Source organism: Escherichia sp. 10290, assembly GCF_030295155.1.
GTDB lineage: Bacteria > Pseudomonadota > Gammaproteobacteria > Enterobacterales > Enterobacteriaceae > Escherichia > Escherichia coli_F.
This window is the reverse complement of sequence record NZ_AP025741.1, coordinates 2,607,667-2,623,362: the sequence shown is the minus strand read 5'-3', so window position 1 is coordinate 2,623,362 and position 15,696 is coordinate 2,607,667. Positions and strand designations below refer to the sequence as shown.

The window sequence follows — 15,696 nt, the reverse complement described above, 5'->3', positions numbered from 1 at the left end:
AATGACAGAAAAAGTAAAACAACATGCCGCTCCGGTAACGGGCAGTGATGAAATCGATATTGGTCGCCTGGTCGGCACCGTCATTGAAGCGCGCTGGTGGGTAATTGGCATCACCGCCGTATTCGCCCTCTGTGCTGTGGTTTACACCTTCTTCGCTACGCCGATATACAGCGCCGACGCACTGGTACAAATCGAGCAAAGCAGCGGCAATTCGTTAGTGCAGGATATCGGCTCGGCATTAGCCAACAAACCGCCAGCATCGGACGCCGAGATCCAGTTGATTCGCTCGCGTCTGGTGCTTGGTAAAACGGTGGACGATCTTGACCTCGATATTGCGGTGAGCAAAAACACGTTCCCCATTTTCGGTGCGGGCTGGGATCGCCTGATGGGACGTCAGAACGAGACAGTAAAAGTGACCACCTTTAACCGTCCAAAAGAGATGGTGGATCAGGTGTTTACGCTTAATGTGCTGGACAACAAAAATTACACTTTGAGCAGCGACGGTGGCTTTAGCGCTCGTGGGCAAGCGGGCCAGATGCTGAAAAAAGAAGGCGTCACACTGATGGTTGAAGCCATTCACGCCAGCCCGGGCAGTGAGTTTACCGTCACCAAATACTCCACGCTGGGGATGATCAACCAACTGCAAAACAGCCTGACGGTAACGGAGAACGGCAAAGACGCTGGCGTACTGAGCCTGACTTATACCGGTGAAGATCGCGAACAGATCCGCGACATTCTTAACAGTATCGCCCGTAACTATCAGGAACAAAATATTGAGCGCAAATCGGCGGAAGCGTCGAAAAGCCTCGCCTTCCTCGCGCAACAGTTACCAGAAGTACGCAGCCGCCTTGATGTTGCTGAAAACAAACTGAATGCCTTCCGTCAGGATAAAGATTCTGTTGATCTGCCGCTGGAAGCGAAAGCGGTGCTCGATTCGATGGTGAACATCGACGCGCAGTTGAACGAACTGACCTTTAAAGAGGCGGAAATCTCCAAGCTGTACACCAAAGTTCACCCGGCGTACCGCACGCTGCTGGAGAAACGTCAGGCGCTGGAAGAAGAGAAAGCCAAACTTAACGGTCGCGTAACGGCGATGCCGAAAACCCAGCAGGAAATTGTCCGTCTGACCCGCGATGTCGAGTCTGGTCAACAGGTCTATATGCAACTGCTGAATAAAGAGCAGGAGCTGAAAATCACCGAAGCCAGCACCGTCGGCGATGTGCGCATTGTTGACCCGGCAATCACCCAGCCTGGCGTGCTGAAACCGAAGAAAGGGCTGATTATCCTCGGCGCGATTATCCTTGGCCTGATGCTCTCTATCGTGGGTGTGCTGCTGCGCTCGTTGTTTAATCGCGGCATCGAAAGCCCGCAGGTGCTGGAAGAACACGGCATCAGCGTCTATGCCAGCATCCCGCTGTCGGAATGGCAAAAAGCGCGCGATAGCGTCAAAACCATCAAAGGGGTTAAACGCTATAAACAGAGCCAGCTACTGGCGGTGGGGAATCCAACCGATCTGGCGATTGAAGCCATCCGTAGTCTGCGTACCAGTTTGCACTTCGCGATGATGCAGGCACAGAACAATGTGTTGATGATGACCGGGGTTAGCCCGTCAATCGGTAAAACCTTTGTCTGCGCCAACCTGGCGGCGGTCATTAGCCAGACCAATAAACGGGTGTTGTTGATCGACTGTGATATGCGCAAAGGCTACACCCACGAGCTGTTGGGCACCAATAACGTCAATGGCCTGTCGGAAATTCTGATTGGTCAGGGCGATATTACTACCGCTGCTAAACCGACCTCTATTGCCAAATTTGACCTGATCCCGCGCGGTGAGGTGCCGCCAAATCCTTCCGAACTGTTGATGAGCGAACGCTTTGCGGAACTGGTGAGCTGGGCGAGTAAAAACTATGACCTGGTGTTGATTGATACGCCGCCGATTCTGGCAGTGACCGATGCCGCGATTGTCGGGCGGCATGTCGGAACCACGTTGATGGTGGCGCGTTATGCGGTCAACACCTTGAAAGAAGTGGAAACCAGTCTGAGCCGCTTTGAGCAAAACGGTATTCCGGTGAAAGGGGTGATTCTGAACTCTATCTTCCGCCGCGCCAGCGCGTATCAGGATTATGGCTATTACGAATACGAATATAAGTCGGACGCGAAATAACGAGATCCGCTGTCGGATGCGATGCTGACGCATCTTATCCGACCTACGTTCACGCCGCATCAGGCAAGCAAACCCGCTCCGTAGGCCGGATAAGGCGTTCACGCCGCATCCGGCAACAGAACCTGTAAACCAGCTTATAAACCGGCAGAACATCTCGATACTCCGGGAGAACAACCTATGAAAGACAATCCGCTGATCTCAATCTATATGCCGACCTGGAACCGCCAACAACTGGCGATTCGGGCGATAAAATCGGTCCTGCGCCAGGACTACAGCAACTGGGAGATGATTATCGTGGATGATTGCTCCACCTCCTGGGAACAGTTGCAACAGTACGTCACCGCCCTCAACGACTCGCGCATTACGTACATTCACAACGACATTAACAGCGGGGCGTGCGCGGTACGTAACCAGGCGATTATGCTGGCGCAAGGGGAATACATCACCGGGATCGATGACGATGATGAATGGACACCCAACCGCCTGAGCGTCTTCCTCGCCCATAAACAGCAACTGGTCACACATGCGTTCTTGTACGCCAACGACTACGTTTGCCAGGGCGAAGTTTATTCCCAACCGGCAAGCTTGCCGCTGTATCCCAAATCGCCGTATTCACGCCGCCTGTTCTACAAACGCAATATCATTGGCAATCAGGTTTTTACCTGGGCGTGGCGTTTCAAAGAGTGTTTGTTCGATACCGAACTGAAAGCGGCACAGGATTACGACATCTTCCTGCGAATGGTGGTGGAGTACGGCGAACCGTGGAAAGTGGAAGAGGCGACGCAGATCCTGCATATCAATCACGGCGAAATGCAGATCACCTCGTCACCGAAAAAATTCTCCGGGTACTTCCACTTTTATCGTAAGCACAAAGACAAATTCGACCGCGCCAGCAAGAAATATCAGTTGTTTACCCTCTACCAGATCCGCAATAAACGCATGACCTGGCGCACCTTGTTGACGCTGCTGTCGGTGCGTAACGGCAAACGTCTGGCTGATGGAATTCGGGGGCGCTAAAGATGCTGGAAGATCTGCGCGCCAACAGCTGGAGTTTACGCCCGTGCTGCATGGTTCTTGCCTATCGCGTTGCTCATTTTTGTTCAGTGTGGCGCAAAAAAAACGTCCTCAACAATCTGTGGGCGGCCCCGCTGCTGGTGCTGTATCGCATTATCACCGAATGCTTTTTCGGTTATGAAATCCAGGCCGCCGCGACCATTGGCCGACGCTTTACTATCCATCACGGCTATGCCGTAGTGATCAATAAAAACGTGGTCGCGGGGGATGATTTCACCATTCGCCACGGCGTCACTATCGGCAATCGTGGTGCCGATAACATGGCATGTCCACACATTGGCAACGGCGTCGAACTTGGTGCCAACGTCATTATCCTTGGCGATATCACGATTGGTAACAACGTCACCGTGGGGGCGGGCAGCGTGGTGCTCGACGCAATCCCGGACAACGCGCTGGTGGTGGGAGAAAAAGCGCGAGTGAAGGTAATTAAATGAATATTCTGCAATTTAATGTGCGACTGGCGGAAGGCGGGGCGGCAGGTGTGGCGTTAGATCTCCACCAGCGCGCGCTGCAACAGGGGCTGGCGTCACATTTTGTCTACGGCTACGGCAAAGGTGGCAAAGAGAGCGTCAGCCATCAGAACTATCCGCAGGTCATCAAACATACGCCGCGGATGACCGCGATGGCGAACATTGCCCTGTTTCGTCTGTTTAATCGCGATCTGTTCGGCAATTTCAATGAGTTATATCGCACCATTACTCGCACACCGGGACCGGTAGTCCTGCATTTTCATGTGCTGCACAGCTACTGGTTGAATCTTAAGAGCGTGGTGCGCTTTTGCGAAAAGGTGAAAAACCACAAACCGGATGTCACTTTGGTCTGGACACTGCACGATCACTGGAGCGTTACCGGACGCTGTGCTTTTACCGACGGTTGCGAAGGCTGGAAAACGGGCTGCCAGAAATGCCCGACCTTAAATAACTATCCGCCGGTGAAGATTGATCGCGCGCACCAGCTGGTGGCGGGCAAACGGCAGTTATTTCGCGAGATGCTGGCGCTGGGCTGTCAGTTTATTTCCCCCAGCCAGCATGTGGCTGATGCTTTCAATAGTCTGTACGGTCCAGGGCGTTGCCGGATTATCAATAATGGCATTGATATGGCAACCGAAGCGATTCTGGCAGACTTGCCTCCGGTGCGCGAAACCCAGGGCAAGCCGAAAATCGCGGTGGTGGCGCATGACCTGCGTTACGACGGCAAAACTAACCAGCAACTGGTGCGCGAGATGATGGCGCTGGGTGACAAAATCGAACTGCATACCTTTGGTAAGTTTTCGCCGTTCACCGCTGGTAACGTGGTTAATCACGGCTTTGAAACTGACAAGCGCAAGTTGATGAGCGCGCTTAATCAGATGGATGCGCTGGTGTTCAGTTCTCGCGTCGATAACTACCCGCTGATTTTGTGTGAGGCGTTATCAATTGGTGTGCCGGTGATTGCCACCCATAGCGATGCGGCGCGGGAAGTGCTGCAAAAATCCGGCGGTAAAACCGTCAGCGAAGAAGACGTGCTGAAACTGGTGCAGTTAAGCAAACCGGAAATCGCGCAGGCGATATTTGGTACCACGCTGGCTGAGTTCAGCCAACGCAGCCGCGCCGCCTACAGTGGACAACAGATGCTGGAGGAGTATGTCAACTTCTATCAGAATCTGTAGCTACCTGCTGCTGCCGCTGATTTACCTGCTGGTTAACGTCAAAATTGCCCAGCTTGGTGAAAGTTTCCCCATCACCATCGTCACTTTTTTACCTGTCTTGTTACTGCTGTTTTTAGAGCGCATCAGCGTTAAAAAATTGATGATTGCCTTAGGGATTGGTGCGGGACTCACGGCGTTTAACTACTTGTTTGGTCAGTCGTTGGATGCCAGTAAATACGTCACTTCAACCATGCTGTTTGTCTATATTGTGATCATTATTGGCATGGTGTGGAGTATTCGCTTTAAAACGATTTCGCCACACAACCATCGCAAGATATTACGTTTCTTTTATCTGGTGGTGGGGCTGGTGGTGGCGCTGGCGGCGGTGGAGATGGCGCAAATTATCCTCACTGGCGGCAGCAGTATTATGGAGTCGATTTCGAAATATCTGATTTACAGCAACAGCTATGTGCTGAATTTCATTAAATTCGGCGGCAAGCGCACAACAGCACTTTATTTCGAACCGGCATTTTTCGCTCTGGCATTAATCTCAATTTGGCTCAGCATCAAACAGTTTGGTATCAAAACGCCTAAAACCGATGCTATGATTCTCGCAGGGATAATATTATCCGGATCGTTTTCAGGGGTTATGACCTTTATCCTGTTTTATTTGTTGGAGTGGGCGTTTCAATATCTGAACAAAGAGGCGATTAAGAAAAAGTTACCGTTAGCATTGATTTCTCTGGCTGTATTCCTGGTTGGTGTGGTAATCGCGTTTCCTTATATTTCCACCCGCTTGGGCGATTTAGGTACGGAAGGATCGTCATCGTATTATCGTATTGTCGGTCCACTGGTGATGGTCGGTTATTCTTTGAGCCATATTGACGGTGTAGTCAGATTTGGCTCACTTTATGAATATGTCGCATCATTCGGAATATTTAACGGTGCGGATGTCGGAAAAACCATAGACAATGGTTTGTATCTGCTGATTATTTATTTTTCCTGGTTCGCAGTGCTTTTATCACTGTGGTACATGGGGAAAGTGATAAAAATGATGATCAACGCTTTTGGTGATAATCGCAATTTTCGTGTGCAGCTCTATCTTTTTACTCCGGTGTCGCTGTTTTTTACCGGTTCGATATTTAGCCCGGAATATGCATTTTTAATCGTCTGTCCGTTTATTTTGCGAAAAGCGTTAAATATACACCCTAAATAATTCGAGTTGCAGGAAGTTGGTGACGCAGCGAATCCCCAGGAGCGTACACGAGTACGTGACTGGGGTGAGCGAGGAAAACCAACGCACATGCAGCTTGAAGTATGACGGGTATTACGAGGTAAGAACATGTTGCTTAGCATAATCACCGTTGCGTTTCGTAACCTCGAAGGGATAGTCAAAACACACGCCTCGCTGGCGCATCTGGCGCAGGCTGACGATATCAGCTTCGAATGGATTGTTGTCGATGGCGGTTCCAATGACGGCACCGGTGAGTATCTGGAAAATCTCAATGGTATCTATAACCTACGCTTTGTCAGTGAACCAGATAAGGGCATCTACGACGCCATGAACAAAGGCATTGCGATGGCACAAGGCAAGTTTGCGCTGTTTCTCAACTCGGGCGATATTTTTCATCAGGATGCCGCAAATTTTGTCCGTAGGTTAAAAATGCAAAAAGATAACGTGATGATCACCGGCGATGCGCTGCTGGATTTTGGCGACGGGCATAAAATTAAACGTCGCGCCAAACCTGGCTGGTATATTTATCACAGCCTGCCCGCCAGCCATCAGGCGATATTTTTCCCGGTATCCGGCTTGAAAAAATGGCGTTATGACCTGGAATATAAAGTTTCTTCCGATTATGCGCTGGCGGCCAAAATGTATAAAGCCGGTTATGCATTTAAAAAACTCAATGGCCTGGTGTCTGAATTTTCTATGGGTGGGGTATCTACCACCAATAATATGGAATTGTGTGCTGACGCGAAAAAAGTCCAACGACAAATATTACATGTGCCTGGCTTCTGGGCTGAATTATCCTGGCATTTACGCCAGCGCACGACGGGTAAGACCAAAGCCTTATATAACAAAGTCTGAATATAAGGAATACCAATGCAAGATTTAAGCGGTTTCTCGGTGCCGAAAGGGTTCCGGGGCGGCAACTCTATTAAAGTGCAATTGTGGTGGGCAGTACAGGCAACATTATTTGCCTGGTCGCCACAAGTATTGTATCGCTGGCGGGCATTTTTATTACGTTTATTCGGCGCAAAAATAGGAAAAAACGTAGTTATTCGTCCGTCAGTAAAAATTACCTATCCGTGGAAATTAACCTTAGGTGATTACGCGTGGGTCGGCGATGACGTCAATTTATATACCCTCGGTGAAATAACCATTGGCGCACATTCGGTGATATCGCAAAAAAGTTATTTATGCACCGGGAGCCACGACCATGCAAGTCGACATTTCACCATAAACGCCACGCCCATTGTGATTGGCGAGAAATGCTGGCTGGCAACCGATGTTTTTGTTGCTCCTGGCGTCACGATCGGCGACGGCACCGTCGTGGGTGCGCGAAGCAGTGTTTTTAAATCGCTTCCGGCAAATAGAGTTTGCCGGGGGAATCCCGCAGTGGTGATACGCGAACGCGTTGAAACTGAATAAATTCAAAAAATACAGAGGAATAAGACATGTCAAAAGTCGCTCTCATCACCGGTGTAACCGGACAAGACGGTTCTTACCTGGCAGAGTTTCTGCTGGAAAAAGGTTACGAGGTGCATGGTATTAAGCGTCGTGCATCGTCATTCAACACCGAGCGCGTGGATCACATTTATCAGGATCCGCATACCTGTAACCCGAAATTCCATCTGCATTATGGCGACCTGAGTGATACCTCCAACCTGACGCGTATTTTGCGTGAAGTGCAGCCGGATGAAGTGTACAACCTGGGCGCAATGAGCCACGTTGCGGTTTCTTTTGAGTCACCGGAATATACCGCAGACGTTGATGCGATGGGCACACTGCGTCTGCTGGAGGCGATCCGCTTCCTTGGTCTGGAAAAGAAAACCCGTTTCTATCAGGCTTCCACTTCTGAACTGTACGGTCTGGTGCAGGAAATTCCGCAGAAAGAAACCACGCCGTTCTATCCGCGATCTCCATATGCGGTCGCCAAACTGTATGCCTACTGGATCACCGTTAACTACCGCGAATCCTACGGCATGTACGCTTGTAACGGCATTCTCTTTAACCATGAATCCCCACGCCGTGGCGAAACCTTCGTGACCCGCAAAATCACCCGCGCAATCGCCAATATCGCTCAAGGGCTGGAGTCGTGCCTGTACCTCGGCAATATGGATTCCCTGCGTGACTGGGGCCACGCCAAAGACTACGTAAAAATGCAGTGGATGATGCTGCAACAGGAACAACCGGAAGATTTCGTTATTGCCACCGGCGTTCAGTACTCCGTGCGTCAGTTCGTGGAAATGGCGGCGGCACAACTGGGCATCAAACTGCGCTTTGAAGGCACGGGTGTTGAAGAGAAGGGCATTGTGGTTTCCGTCACCGGGCATGACGCGCCGGGCGTTAAACCGGGTGATGTGATTATCGCCGTTGACCCGCGCTACTTCCGTCCGGCTGAAGTTGAAACGCTGCTCGGTGACCCGACCAAAGCGCACGAAAAACTGGGCTGGAAACCGGAAATCACCCTCAGAGAGATGGTGTCTGAAATGGTGGCTAATGACCTCGAAGCGGCGAAAAAACACTCTCTGCTGAAATCTCACGGCTACGACGTGGCGATCGCGCTGGAGTCATAAGCATGAGTAAACAACGTATTTTTATCGCTGGCCATCGCGGGATGGTCGGTTCTGCCATCAAGCGACAGCTCGAACAGCGCGGTGATGTGGAACTGGTATTACGCACCCGCGACGAACTGAACCTGCTGGACAGCCGCGCGGTGCATGATTTCTTTGCCAGCGAGCGCATTGACCAGGTCTATCTGGCGGCAGCGAAAGTGGGCGGGATTGTCGCCAACAACACGTATCCGGCGGATTTCATCTACCAGAATATGATGATTGAGAGCAACATCATTCACGCTGCGCATCAGAACGACGTGAACAAACTGCTGTTTCTCGGATCGTCCTGCATCTACCCAAAACTGGCAAAACAGCCGATGGCAGAAGGCGAGCTGTTACAGGGCACGCTGGAGCCGACCAACGAGCCATACGCCATTGCCAAAATCGCCGGGATCAAACTGTGCGAATCTTACAACCGCCAGTATGGACGCGATTACCGCTCTGTCATGCCGACCAACCTGTACGGGCCGCACGACAACTTCCATCCGAATAATTCGCATGTGATCCCCGCATTGCTGCGCCGCTTCCACGAGGCGACGGCACAGAATGCACCGGACGTGGTGGTATGGGGCAGCGGTACGCCGATGCGCGAATTTCTGCATGTCGATGATATGGCGGCGGCAAGCATTCATGTCATGGAGCTGGCGCACGAAGTCTGGCTGGAGAACACCCAGCCGATGCTGTCGCACATTAACGTCGGCACGGGTGTTGACTGCACTATCCGCGAGCTGGCGCAAACCATCGCCAAAGTGGTGGGTTACAAAGGCCGGGTGGTTTTTGATGCCAGTAAACCGGATGGCACACCGCGCAAACTGCTGGATGTGACGCGCCTGCATCAGCTTGGCTGGTATCACGAAATCTCACTGGAAGCGGGGCTTGCCAGCACTTACCAGTGGTTCCTTGAGAATCAAGACCGCTTTCGGGGGTAATGATGTTTTTACGTCAGGAAGACTTTGCCACGGTAGTGCGCTCCACTCCGCTTGTCTCTCTCGACTTTATTGTCGAGAACAGCCGCGGCGAGTTTCTGCTTGGCAAAAGAACCAACCGCCCGGCACAGGGTTACTGGTTTGTGCCGGGAGGGCGCGTGCAGAAGGACGAAACGCTGGAAGCCGCATTTGAGCGGTTGACGATGGCGGAACTGGGGCTGCGTCTGCCGATAACAGCAGGCCAGTTTTACGGTGTCTGGCAGCACTTTTATGACGATAACTTCTCCGGCACGGATTTCACCACGCACTATGTGGTGCTCGGTTTTCGCTTCAGAGTAGCGGAAGAAGAACTGTTACTGCCGGATGAGCAGCATGACGATTACCGCTGGCTGACGCCGGACGCACTGCTCGCCAGTGACAATGTTCACCCTAACAGCCGCGCCTATTTTCTCGCTGAGAAGCGTGCCGGAGTACCCGGATTATGAAAATACTGGTCTACGGCATTAACTACTCGCCGGAGTTAACCGGCATCGGCAAATACACCGGCGAGATGGTGGAATGGCTTGCGGCACAAGGTCATGAGGTGCGGGTCATTACCGCACCGCCTTACTACCCGCAGTGGCAGGTGGGCGAGAACTATTCCGCCTGGCGGTACAAACGAGAAGAGGGGGCCGCCACGGTGTGGCGCTGCCCGCTGTACGTGCCAAAACAGCCGAGCACCCTGAAACGCCTGTTGCATCTCGGCAGTTTTGCCGTCAGCAGTTTTTTCCCGTTGATGGCGCAACGTCGCTGGAAGCCGGATCGCATTATCGGCGTAGTGCCAACGCTGTTTTGCACGCCGGGAATGCGCCTGCTGGCGAAACTCTCTGGTGCGCGTACCGTGCTGCATATTCAGGATTACGAAGTAGATGCCATGCTGGGGCTGGGGCTTGCCGGAAAAGGCAAAGGCGGCAAAGTGGCACAGCTGGCGACAGCCTTCGAACGTAGCGGACTGCATAACGTCGATAACGTCTCCACGATTTCGCGTTCGATGATGAATAAAGCCATCGAAAAAGGCGTGGCGGCAGAAAACGTCATCTTCTTCCCCAACTGGTCGGAAATCGCCCGTTTTCAATATGTTGCAGACGCCGATGTTGATGCCCTTCGTAACCAGCTTGGCCTGCCGGATAACAAAAAAATCATTCTTTACTCCGGCAATATTGGTGAAAAGCAGGGGCTGGAAAACGTTATTGAAGCTGCCGAACGCCTGCGCGATGAACCGCTGATTTTTGCCATTGTCGGGCAGGGCGGCGGCAAAGCGCGGCTGGAAAAAATGGCGCAGCAGCGCGGACTGCGCAATATGCAATTTTTCCCGCTGCAATCTTATGACGCCTTGCCTGCACTGCTGAAGATGGGCGACTGCCATCTGGTGGTGCAAAAACGCGGCGCGGCAGATGCCGTATTGCCGTCGAAACTGACCAATATTCTGGCGGTAGGCGGTAACGCGGTAATTACCGCAGAAGCTCACACAGAACTGGGGCAGCTTTGCGAAACCTTCCCAGGAATTGCGGTTTGCGTAGAACCGGAATCGGTCGAGGCGCTGGTGGCGGGGATTCGTCAGGCGCTCCTGCTACCCAAACACAACACGGTGGCACGTGAATATGCCGAACGCACGCTCGATAAAGAGAACGTGTTACGTCAATTTATACATGATATTCGGGGATAATTATGTCGCAGTCGAAACTCTATCCAGTTGTGATGGCAGGTGGCTCCGGTAGCCGCTTATGGCCGCTTTCCCGCGTACTTTATCCCAAGCAGTTTTTATGCCTGAAAGGCGATCTTACCATGCTGCAAACCACCATCTGCCGCCTGAACGGCGTGGAGTGCGAAAGCCCGGTGGTGATTTGCAATGAGCAGCACCGCTTTATTGTCGCGGAACAGCTGCGTCAACTGAACAAACTCACCGAGAACATTATTCTCGAACCGGCAGGGCGTAACACTGCACCTGCCATTGCGTTGGCGGCGCTGGCGGCAAAACGTCATAGTCCGGACAGCGATCCGTTAATGTTGGTCCTGGCGGCAGATCATGTGATTGCCGACGAAGACGCGTTCCGCGCCGCCGTGCGTAATGCCATGCCGTATGCCGAAGCGGGCAAGCTGGTGACCTTCGGCATTGTGCCGGATCTACCTGAAACCGGATATGGCTATATTCGTCGCGGTGAAGTGTCGGCGGGTGAGCAGGATACGGTGGCCTTTGAAGTGGCGCAGTTTGTCGAAAAACCGAATCTGGAAACCGCTCAGGCCTATGTGGCAAGCGGCGAATATTACTGGAACAGCGGTATGTTCCTGTTCCGTGCCGGACGTTATCTCGAAGAACTGAAAAAATATCGCCCGGATATTCTCGACGCCTGCGAAAAAGCGATGAGCGCCGTCGATCCGGATCTCGATTTTATTCGTGTGGATGAAGAGGCGTTTCTTGCCTGCCCGGAAGAGTCGGTGGATTACGCGGTTATGGAACGTACGGCAGATGCCGTTGTGGTACCGATGGATGCGGGGTGGAGCGATGTCGGTTCCTGGTCCTCTTTATGGGAGATCAGCGCCCACACCGCGGAAGGCAACGTTTGCCACGGCGATGTGATTAATCACAAAACCGAAAACAGCTACGTGTATGCCGAATCTGGCCTGGTCACCACCGTCGGGGTGAAAGATCTGGTAGTGGTGCAGACCAAAGACGCGGTGCTGATTGCCGACCGTAACGCGGTGCAGGATGTGAAAAAAGTGGTCGAGCAGATCAAAGCCGATGGTCGCCATGAGCATCGGGTGCATCGCGAAGTGTATCGCCCGTGGGGCAAATATGACTCTATCGACGCGGGCGACCGCTACCAGGTGAAACGTATCACCGTGAAACCGGGCGAGGGCTTGTCGGTACAAATGCACCATCACCGCGCGGAACACTGGGTAGTGGTCGCGGGAACGGCAAAAGTCACCATTGACGGTGATATCAAACTGCTTGGTGAAAACGAGTCCATTTATATTCCGCTGGGGGCAAAACACTGCCTGGAAAACCCGGGGAAAATTCCCCTCGATTTAATTGAAGTGCGCTCCGGCTCTTATCTCGAAGAGGATGATGTGGTGCGCTTCGCGGATCGCTACGGACGGGTGTAGTAGTTGAATAATCAACCGGAATAAATCTCCGGTAAATAATGACAAAAACAAAATTGGCCGTTTCGGTCAGGGCCAACTATTGCCTGAAAAAGGGTAACGATATGAAAAAATTAACCTGCTTTAAAGCCTATGATATTCGCGGAAAATTAGGCGAAGAACTGAATGAAGATATCGCCTGGCGTATTGGGCGTGCCTATGGCGAATTTCTCAAACCGAAAACCATTGTTTTAGGCGGTGATGTCCGTCTCACCAGCGAAACCTTAAAACTGGCGCTGGCAAAAGGGTTACAGGATGCGGGCGTTGACGTGCTGGATATCGGCATGTCCGGCACCGAAGAGATCTATTTCGCCACGTTCCATCTCGGCGTGGATGGCGGCATCGAAGTTACCGCCAGCCATAATCCGATGGATTACAACGGCATGAAACTGGTGCGCGAAGGGGCTCGCCCGATCAGCGGTGATACTGGACTGCGCGACGTCCAGCGTCTGGCAGAAGCCAACGATTTTCCTCCCGTCGATGAAACCAAACGCGGTCGCTATCAGCAAATCAACCTGCGCGACGCTTACGTTGATCATCTGTTCGGTTATATCAATGTCAAAAACCTTACGCCGCTCAAGCTGGTGATCAACTCCGGGAACGGCGCGGCGGGTCCGGTGGTGGACGCCATCGAAGCCCGCTTTAAAGCCCTCGGCGCACCCGTGGAATTGATCAAAGTACACAACACGCCGGACGGCAATTTCCCCAACGGTATTCCTAATCCATTGCTGCCGGAATGCCGCGACGATACCCGCAATGCGGTCATTAAACACGGCGCGGATATGGGTATTGCTTTTGATGGCGATTTTGACCGCTGTTTCCTGTTTGACGAAAAAGGACAGTTTATCGAGGGCTACTACATTGTCGGCCTGCTGGCAGAAGCGTTCCTCGAAAAAAATCCCGGCGCGAAGATCATCCACGATCCGCGTCTTTCCTGGAACACCGTTGATGTAGTGACTGCCGCAGGCGGCACCCCGGTGATGTCAAAAACCGGACACGCCTTTATTAAAGAACGTATGCGCAAGGAAGACGCCATCTACGGTGGCGAAATGAGCGCCCACCATTACTTCCGTGATTTCGCTTACTGCGACAGCGGCATGATCCCGTGGCTGCTGGTCGCCGAACTGGTGTGCATGAAAGGGAAAACGCTGGGCGAACTGGTGCGCGACCGCATGGCGGCATTCCCGGCAAGCGGTGAGATCAACAGCAAACTGGCGCAACCCGTTGAGGCGATTAATCGCGTCGAACAGCATTTTAGCCGCGAGGCGCTGGCGGTGGATCGCACCGATGGCATCAGCATGACCTTTGCCGACTGGCGCTTTAATCTGCGCTCCTCCAACACCGAACCGGTGGTGCGCCTGAATGTGGAATCGCGCGGTGATGTGCCGCTGATGGAAGCGCGAACGCGAACTCTGCTGACGTTGCTGAACGAGTAATGTCGGATCTTCCCTTACCCCATTGCGGGTAAGGGGCTAATAACAGGAACAACGATGACAAATCTAAAAAAGCGCGAGCGAGCGAAAACCAATGCATCGTTAATCTCTATGGTGCAACGCTTTTCAGATATCACCATCATGTTTGCCGGGCTATGGCTGGTTTGCGAAGTCAGCGGACTGTCATTCCTCTACATGCACCTGTTGGTGGCGCTGATTACGCTGGTGGTGTTCCAGATGTTGGGCGGCATCACCGATTTTTATCGCTCATGGCGAGGTGTTCGGGCAACGACAGAATTTGCCCTGCTGCTGCAAAACTGGACCTTAAGCGTGATTTTTAGCGCCGGACTGGTGGCGTTCAACAATGATTTCGACACGCAACTGAAAATCTGGCTGGCGTGGTATGGGCTGACCAGCATCGGGTTGGTGGCGTGTCGTTCGTGTATTCGCATTGGTGCGGGCTGGTTGCGTAATCATGGCTATAACAAGCGTATGGTTGCCGTAGCGGGGGATTTAGCTGCCGGGCAAATGCTGATGGAGAGCTTCCGTAATCAGCCGTGGTTAGGGTTTGAAGTGGTGGGCGTTTACCACGACCCAAAACCGGGCGGCGTTTCTAACGACTGGGCGGGCAATCTGCAACAGCTGGTCGAGGATGCGAAAGCGGGCAAGATTCATAACGTCTATATCGCGATGCAAATGTGCGACGGCGCACGAGTGAAAAAACTGGTCCATCAACTGGCGGACACCACCTGTTCGGTGCTGCTGATCCCCGACGTCTTTACCTTCAACATTCTCCATTCACGCCTCGAAGAGATGAACGGCGTTCCGGTGGTGCCGCTGTACGACACGCCGCTTTCCGGGGTTAACCGCCTGATAAAACGTGCGGAAGACATTGTGCTGGCAACGCTGATCTTGCTGCTGATCTCCCCGGTGCTGTGCTGTATTGCGCTGGCGGTGAAACTCAGTTCACCAGGGCCGGTTATTTTCCGCCAGACACGCTACGGCATGGATGGCAAGCCGATCAAAGTGTGGAAGTTCCGTTCCATGAAAGTGATGGAGAACGACAAAGTGGTGACCCAGGCGACGCAGAACGATCCGCGCGTCACCAAAGTGGGGAACTTTCTGCGCCGCACCTCGCTGGATGAATTGCCGCAGTTTATCAATGTGCTGACTGGCGGGATGTCGATTGTGGGGCCACGTCCGCACGCCGTGGCGCATAACGAACAATATCGCCAGCTCATTGAAGGCTACATGCTGCGCCATAAGGTGAAACCGGGCATTACCGGCTGGGCGCAGATTAACGGCTGGCGCGGCGAAACCGACACGCTGGAGAAAATGGAAAAACGCGTCGAGTTCGACCTTGAGTACATCCGCGAATGGAGCGTCTGGTTCGATATCAAAATCGTTTTCCTGACGGTATTCAAAGGCTTCGTTAACAAAGCGGCATATTGA

At 52.6% G+C, this 15,696-nt stretch carries 14 protein-coding genes; all 14 read left to right on the top strand.

The annotated features are described in order from the left end of the window. Position 1 precedes the first annotated feature (1 nt). Entirely contained in the window at positions 2 to 2,164 is a 2,163-nt protein-coding gene (wzc, locus tag QUE74_RS13305; protein ID WP_000137173.1) for a tyrosine-protein kinase Wzc, read from the top strand. Positions 2,165 to 2,341: 177 nt separating this feature from the next. Beyond that, a complete protein-coding gene (gene wcaA, locus QUE74_RS13300) occupies positions 2,342 to 3,181 on the top strand; it encodes a colanic acid biosynthesis glycosyltransferase WcaA (protein ID WP_000654513.1) in 840 nt (279 codons plus the stop codon). Between the two features lie 2 nt (positions 3,182 to 3,183). Then, complete coding sequence (wcaB, locus tag QUE74_RS13295) at positions 3,184 to 3,672, top strand: colanic acid biosynthesis acetyltransferase WcaB (protein ID WP_000888735.1); 489 nt, start codon at positions 3,184 to 3,186, stop codon at positions 3,670 to 3,672. Then, a complete protein-coding gene (gene wcaC / locus QUE74_RS13290) occupies positions 3,669 to 4,886 on the top strand; it encodes a colanic acid biosynthesis glycosyltransferase WcaC (RefSeq protein ID WP_001023910.1) in 1,218 nt (405 codons plus the stop codon). The genes wcaB and wcaC overlap by 4 nt, the downstream gene beginning before the upstream one ends. Further along, the gene (wcaD, locus tag QUE74_RS13285; protein WP_000107805.1) at positions 4,861 to 6,081 is read left to right on the top strand and encodes a colanic acid polymerase WcaD; all 1,221 of its coding nucleotides are present in this window, start codon (positions 4,861 to 4,863) and stop codon (positions 6,079 to 6,081) included. Before wcaC ends, wcaD begins: the two co-directional genes overlap by 26 nt. A gap of 126 nt (positions 6,082 to 6,207) precedes the next feature. Then, positions 6,208 to 6,954: a colanic acid biosynthesis glycosyltransferase WcaE gene (gene wcaE, locus QUE74_RS13280; protein WP_000927025.1), complete on the top strand. Its 747-nt coding sequence runs from the start codon at positions 6,208 to 6,210 to the stop codon at positions 6,952 to 6,954. 15 nt (positions 6,955 to 6,969) lie between these two features. Further along, positions 6,970 to 7,518, top strand: coding sequence for a colanic acid biosynthesis acetyltransferase WcaF (gene wcaF, locus QUE74_RS13275; RefSeq protein ID WP_001153590.1), 549 nt, complete (start codon positions 6,970 to 6,972; stop codon positions 7,516 to 7,518). Between the two features lie 26 nt (positions 7,519 to 7,544). Then, a complete protein-coding gene (gene gmd, locus QUE74_RS13270) occupies positions 7,545 to 8,666 on the top strand; it encodes a GDP-mannose 4,6-dehydratase (RefSeq protein WP_000048190.1) in 1,122 nt (373 codons plus the stop codon). A 2-nt stretch (positions 8,667 to 8,668) separates the two neighbouring features. Beyond that, positions 8,669 to 9,634: a GDP-L-fucose synthase gene (fcl, locus tag QUE74_RS13265; RefSeq protein WP_000043584.1), complete on the top strand. Its 966-nt coding sequence runs from the start codon at positions 8,669 to 8,671 to the stop codon at positions 9,632 to 9,634. 2 nt (positions 9,635 to 9,636) lie between these two features. Then, positions 9,637 to 10,116, top strand: coding sequence for a GDP-mannose mannosyl hydrolase (gmm, locus tag QUE74_RS13260; protein WP_000479837.1), 480 nt, complete (start codon positions 9,637 to 9,639; stop codon positions 10,114 to 10,116). Then, positions 10,113 to 11,336 carry a colanic acid biosynthesis fucosyltransferase WcaI gene (gene wcaI, locus QUE74_RS13255; protein WP_000699739.1) on the top strand — a complete coding sequence of 408 codons (1,224 nt, stop codon included), beginning with the start codon at positions 10,113 to 10,115 and terminating at the stop codon, positions 11,334 to 11,336. The genes gmm and wcaI overlap by 4 nt, the downstream gene beginning before the upstream one ends. A gap of 2 nt (positions 11,337 to 11,338) precedes the next feature. Beyond that, positions 11,339 to 12,775, top strand: a complete 1,437-nt coding sequence (gene cpsB, locus QUE74_RS13250) for a mannose-1-phosphate guanyltransferase (RefSeq protein WP_000083413.1) — start codon at positions 11,339 to 11,341, stop codon at positions 12,773 to 12,775. 101 nt (positions 12,776 to 12,876) lie between these two features. Then, positions 12,877 to 14,247: a colanic acid biosynthesis phosphomannomutase CpsG gene (cpsG, locus tag QUE74_RS13245; protein ID WP_001360776.1), complete on the top strand. Its 1,371-nt coding sequence runs from the start codon at positions 12,877 to 12,879 to the stop codon at positions 14,245 to 14,247. A gap of 54 nt (positions 14,248 to 14,301) precedes the next feature. After that, positions 14,302 to 15,696: an undecaprenyl-phosphate glucose phosphotransferase gene (gene wcaJ / locus QUE74_RS13240; protein WP_000183149.1), complete on the top strand. Its 1,395-nt coding sequence runs from the start codon at positions 14,302 to 14,304 to the stop codon at positions 15,694 to 15,696.

Bases quoted from the DNA above. Each gene is read 5' to 3' on its own strand.
- wcaI (WP_000699739.1), top strand. From the start codon at position 10,113: ATGAAAATACTGGTCTACGGCATTAACTACTCGCCGGAGTTAACCGGC.
- cpsB (WP_000083413.1), top strand. From the start codon at position 11,339: ATGTCGCAGTCGAAACTCTATCCAGTTGTGATGGCAGGTGGCTCCGGT.
- gmd (WP_000048190.1), top strand. From the start codon at position 7,545: ATGTCAAAAGTCGCTCTCATCACCGGTGTAACCGGACAAGACGGTTCT.
- fcl (WP_000043584.1), top strand. From the start codon at position 8,669: ATGAGTAAACAACGTATTTTTATCGCTGGCCATCGCGGGATGGTCGGT.
- wcaF (WP_001153590.1), top strand. From the start codon at position 6,970: ATGCAAGATTTAAGCGGTTTCTCGGTGCCGAAAGGGTTCCGGGGCGGC.
- wcaA (WP_000654513.1), top strand. From the start codon at position 2,342: ATGAAAGACAATCCGCTGATCTCAATCTATATGCCGACCTGGAACCGC.
- wzc (WP_000137173.1), top strand. From the start codon at position 2: ATGACAGAAAAAGTAAAACAACATGCCGCTCCGGTAACGGGCAGTGAT.
- wcaB (WP_000888735.1), top strand. From the start codon at position 3,184: ATGCTGGAAGATCTGCGCGCCAACAGCTGGAGTTTACGCCCGTGCTGC.
- wcaD (WP_000107805.1), top strand. From the start codon at position 4,861: ATGTCAACTTCTATCAGAATCTGTAGCTACCTGCTGCTGCCGCTGATT.
- wcaE (WP_000927025.1), top strand. From the start codon at position 6,208: ATGTTGCTTAGCATAATCACCGTTGCGTTTCGTAACCTCGAAGGGATA.
- wcaJ (WP_000183149.1), top strand. From the start codon at position 14,302: ATGACAAATCTAAAAAAGCGCGAGCGAGCGAAAACCAATGCATCGTTA.
- gmm (WP_000479837.1), top strand. From the start codon at position 9,637: ATGTTTTTACGTCAGGAAGACTTTGCCACGGTAGTGCGCTCCACTCCG.
- cpsG (WP_001360776.1), top strand. From the start codon at position 12,877: ATGAAAAAATTAACCTGCTTTAAAGCCTATGATATTCGCGGAAAATTA.
- wcaC (WP_001023910.1), top strand. From the start codon at position 3,669: ATGAATATTCTGCAATTTAATGTGCGACTGGCGGAAGGCGGGGCGGCA.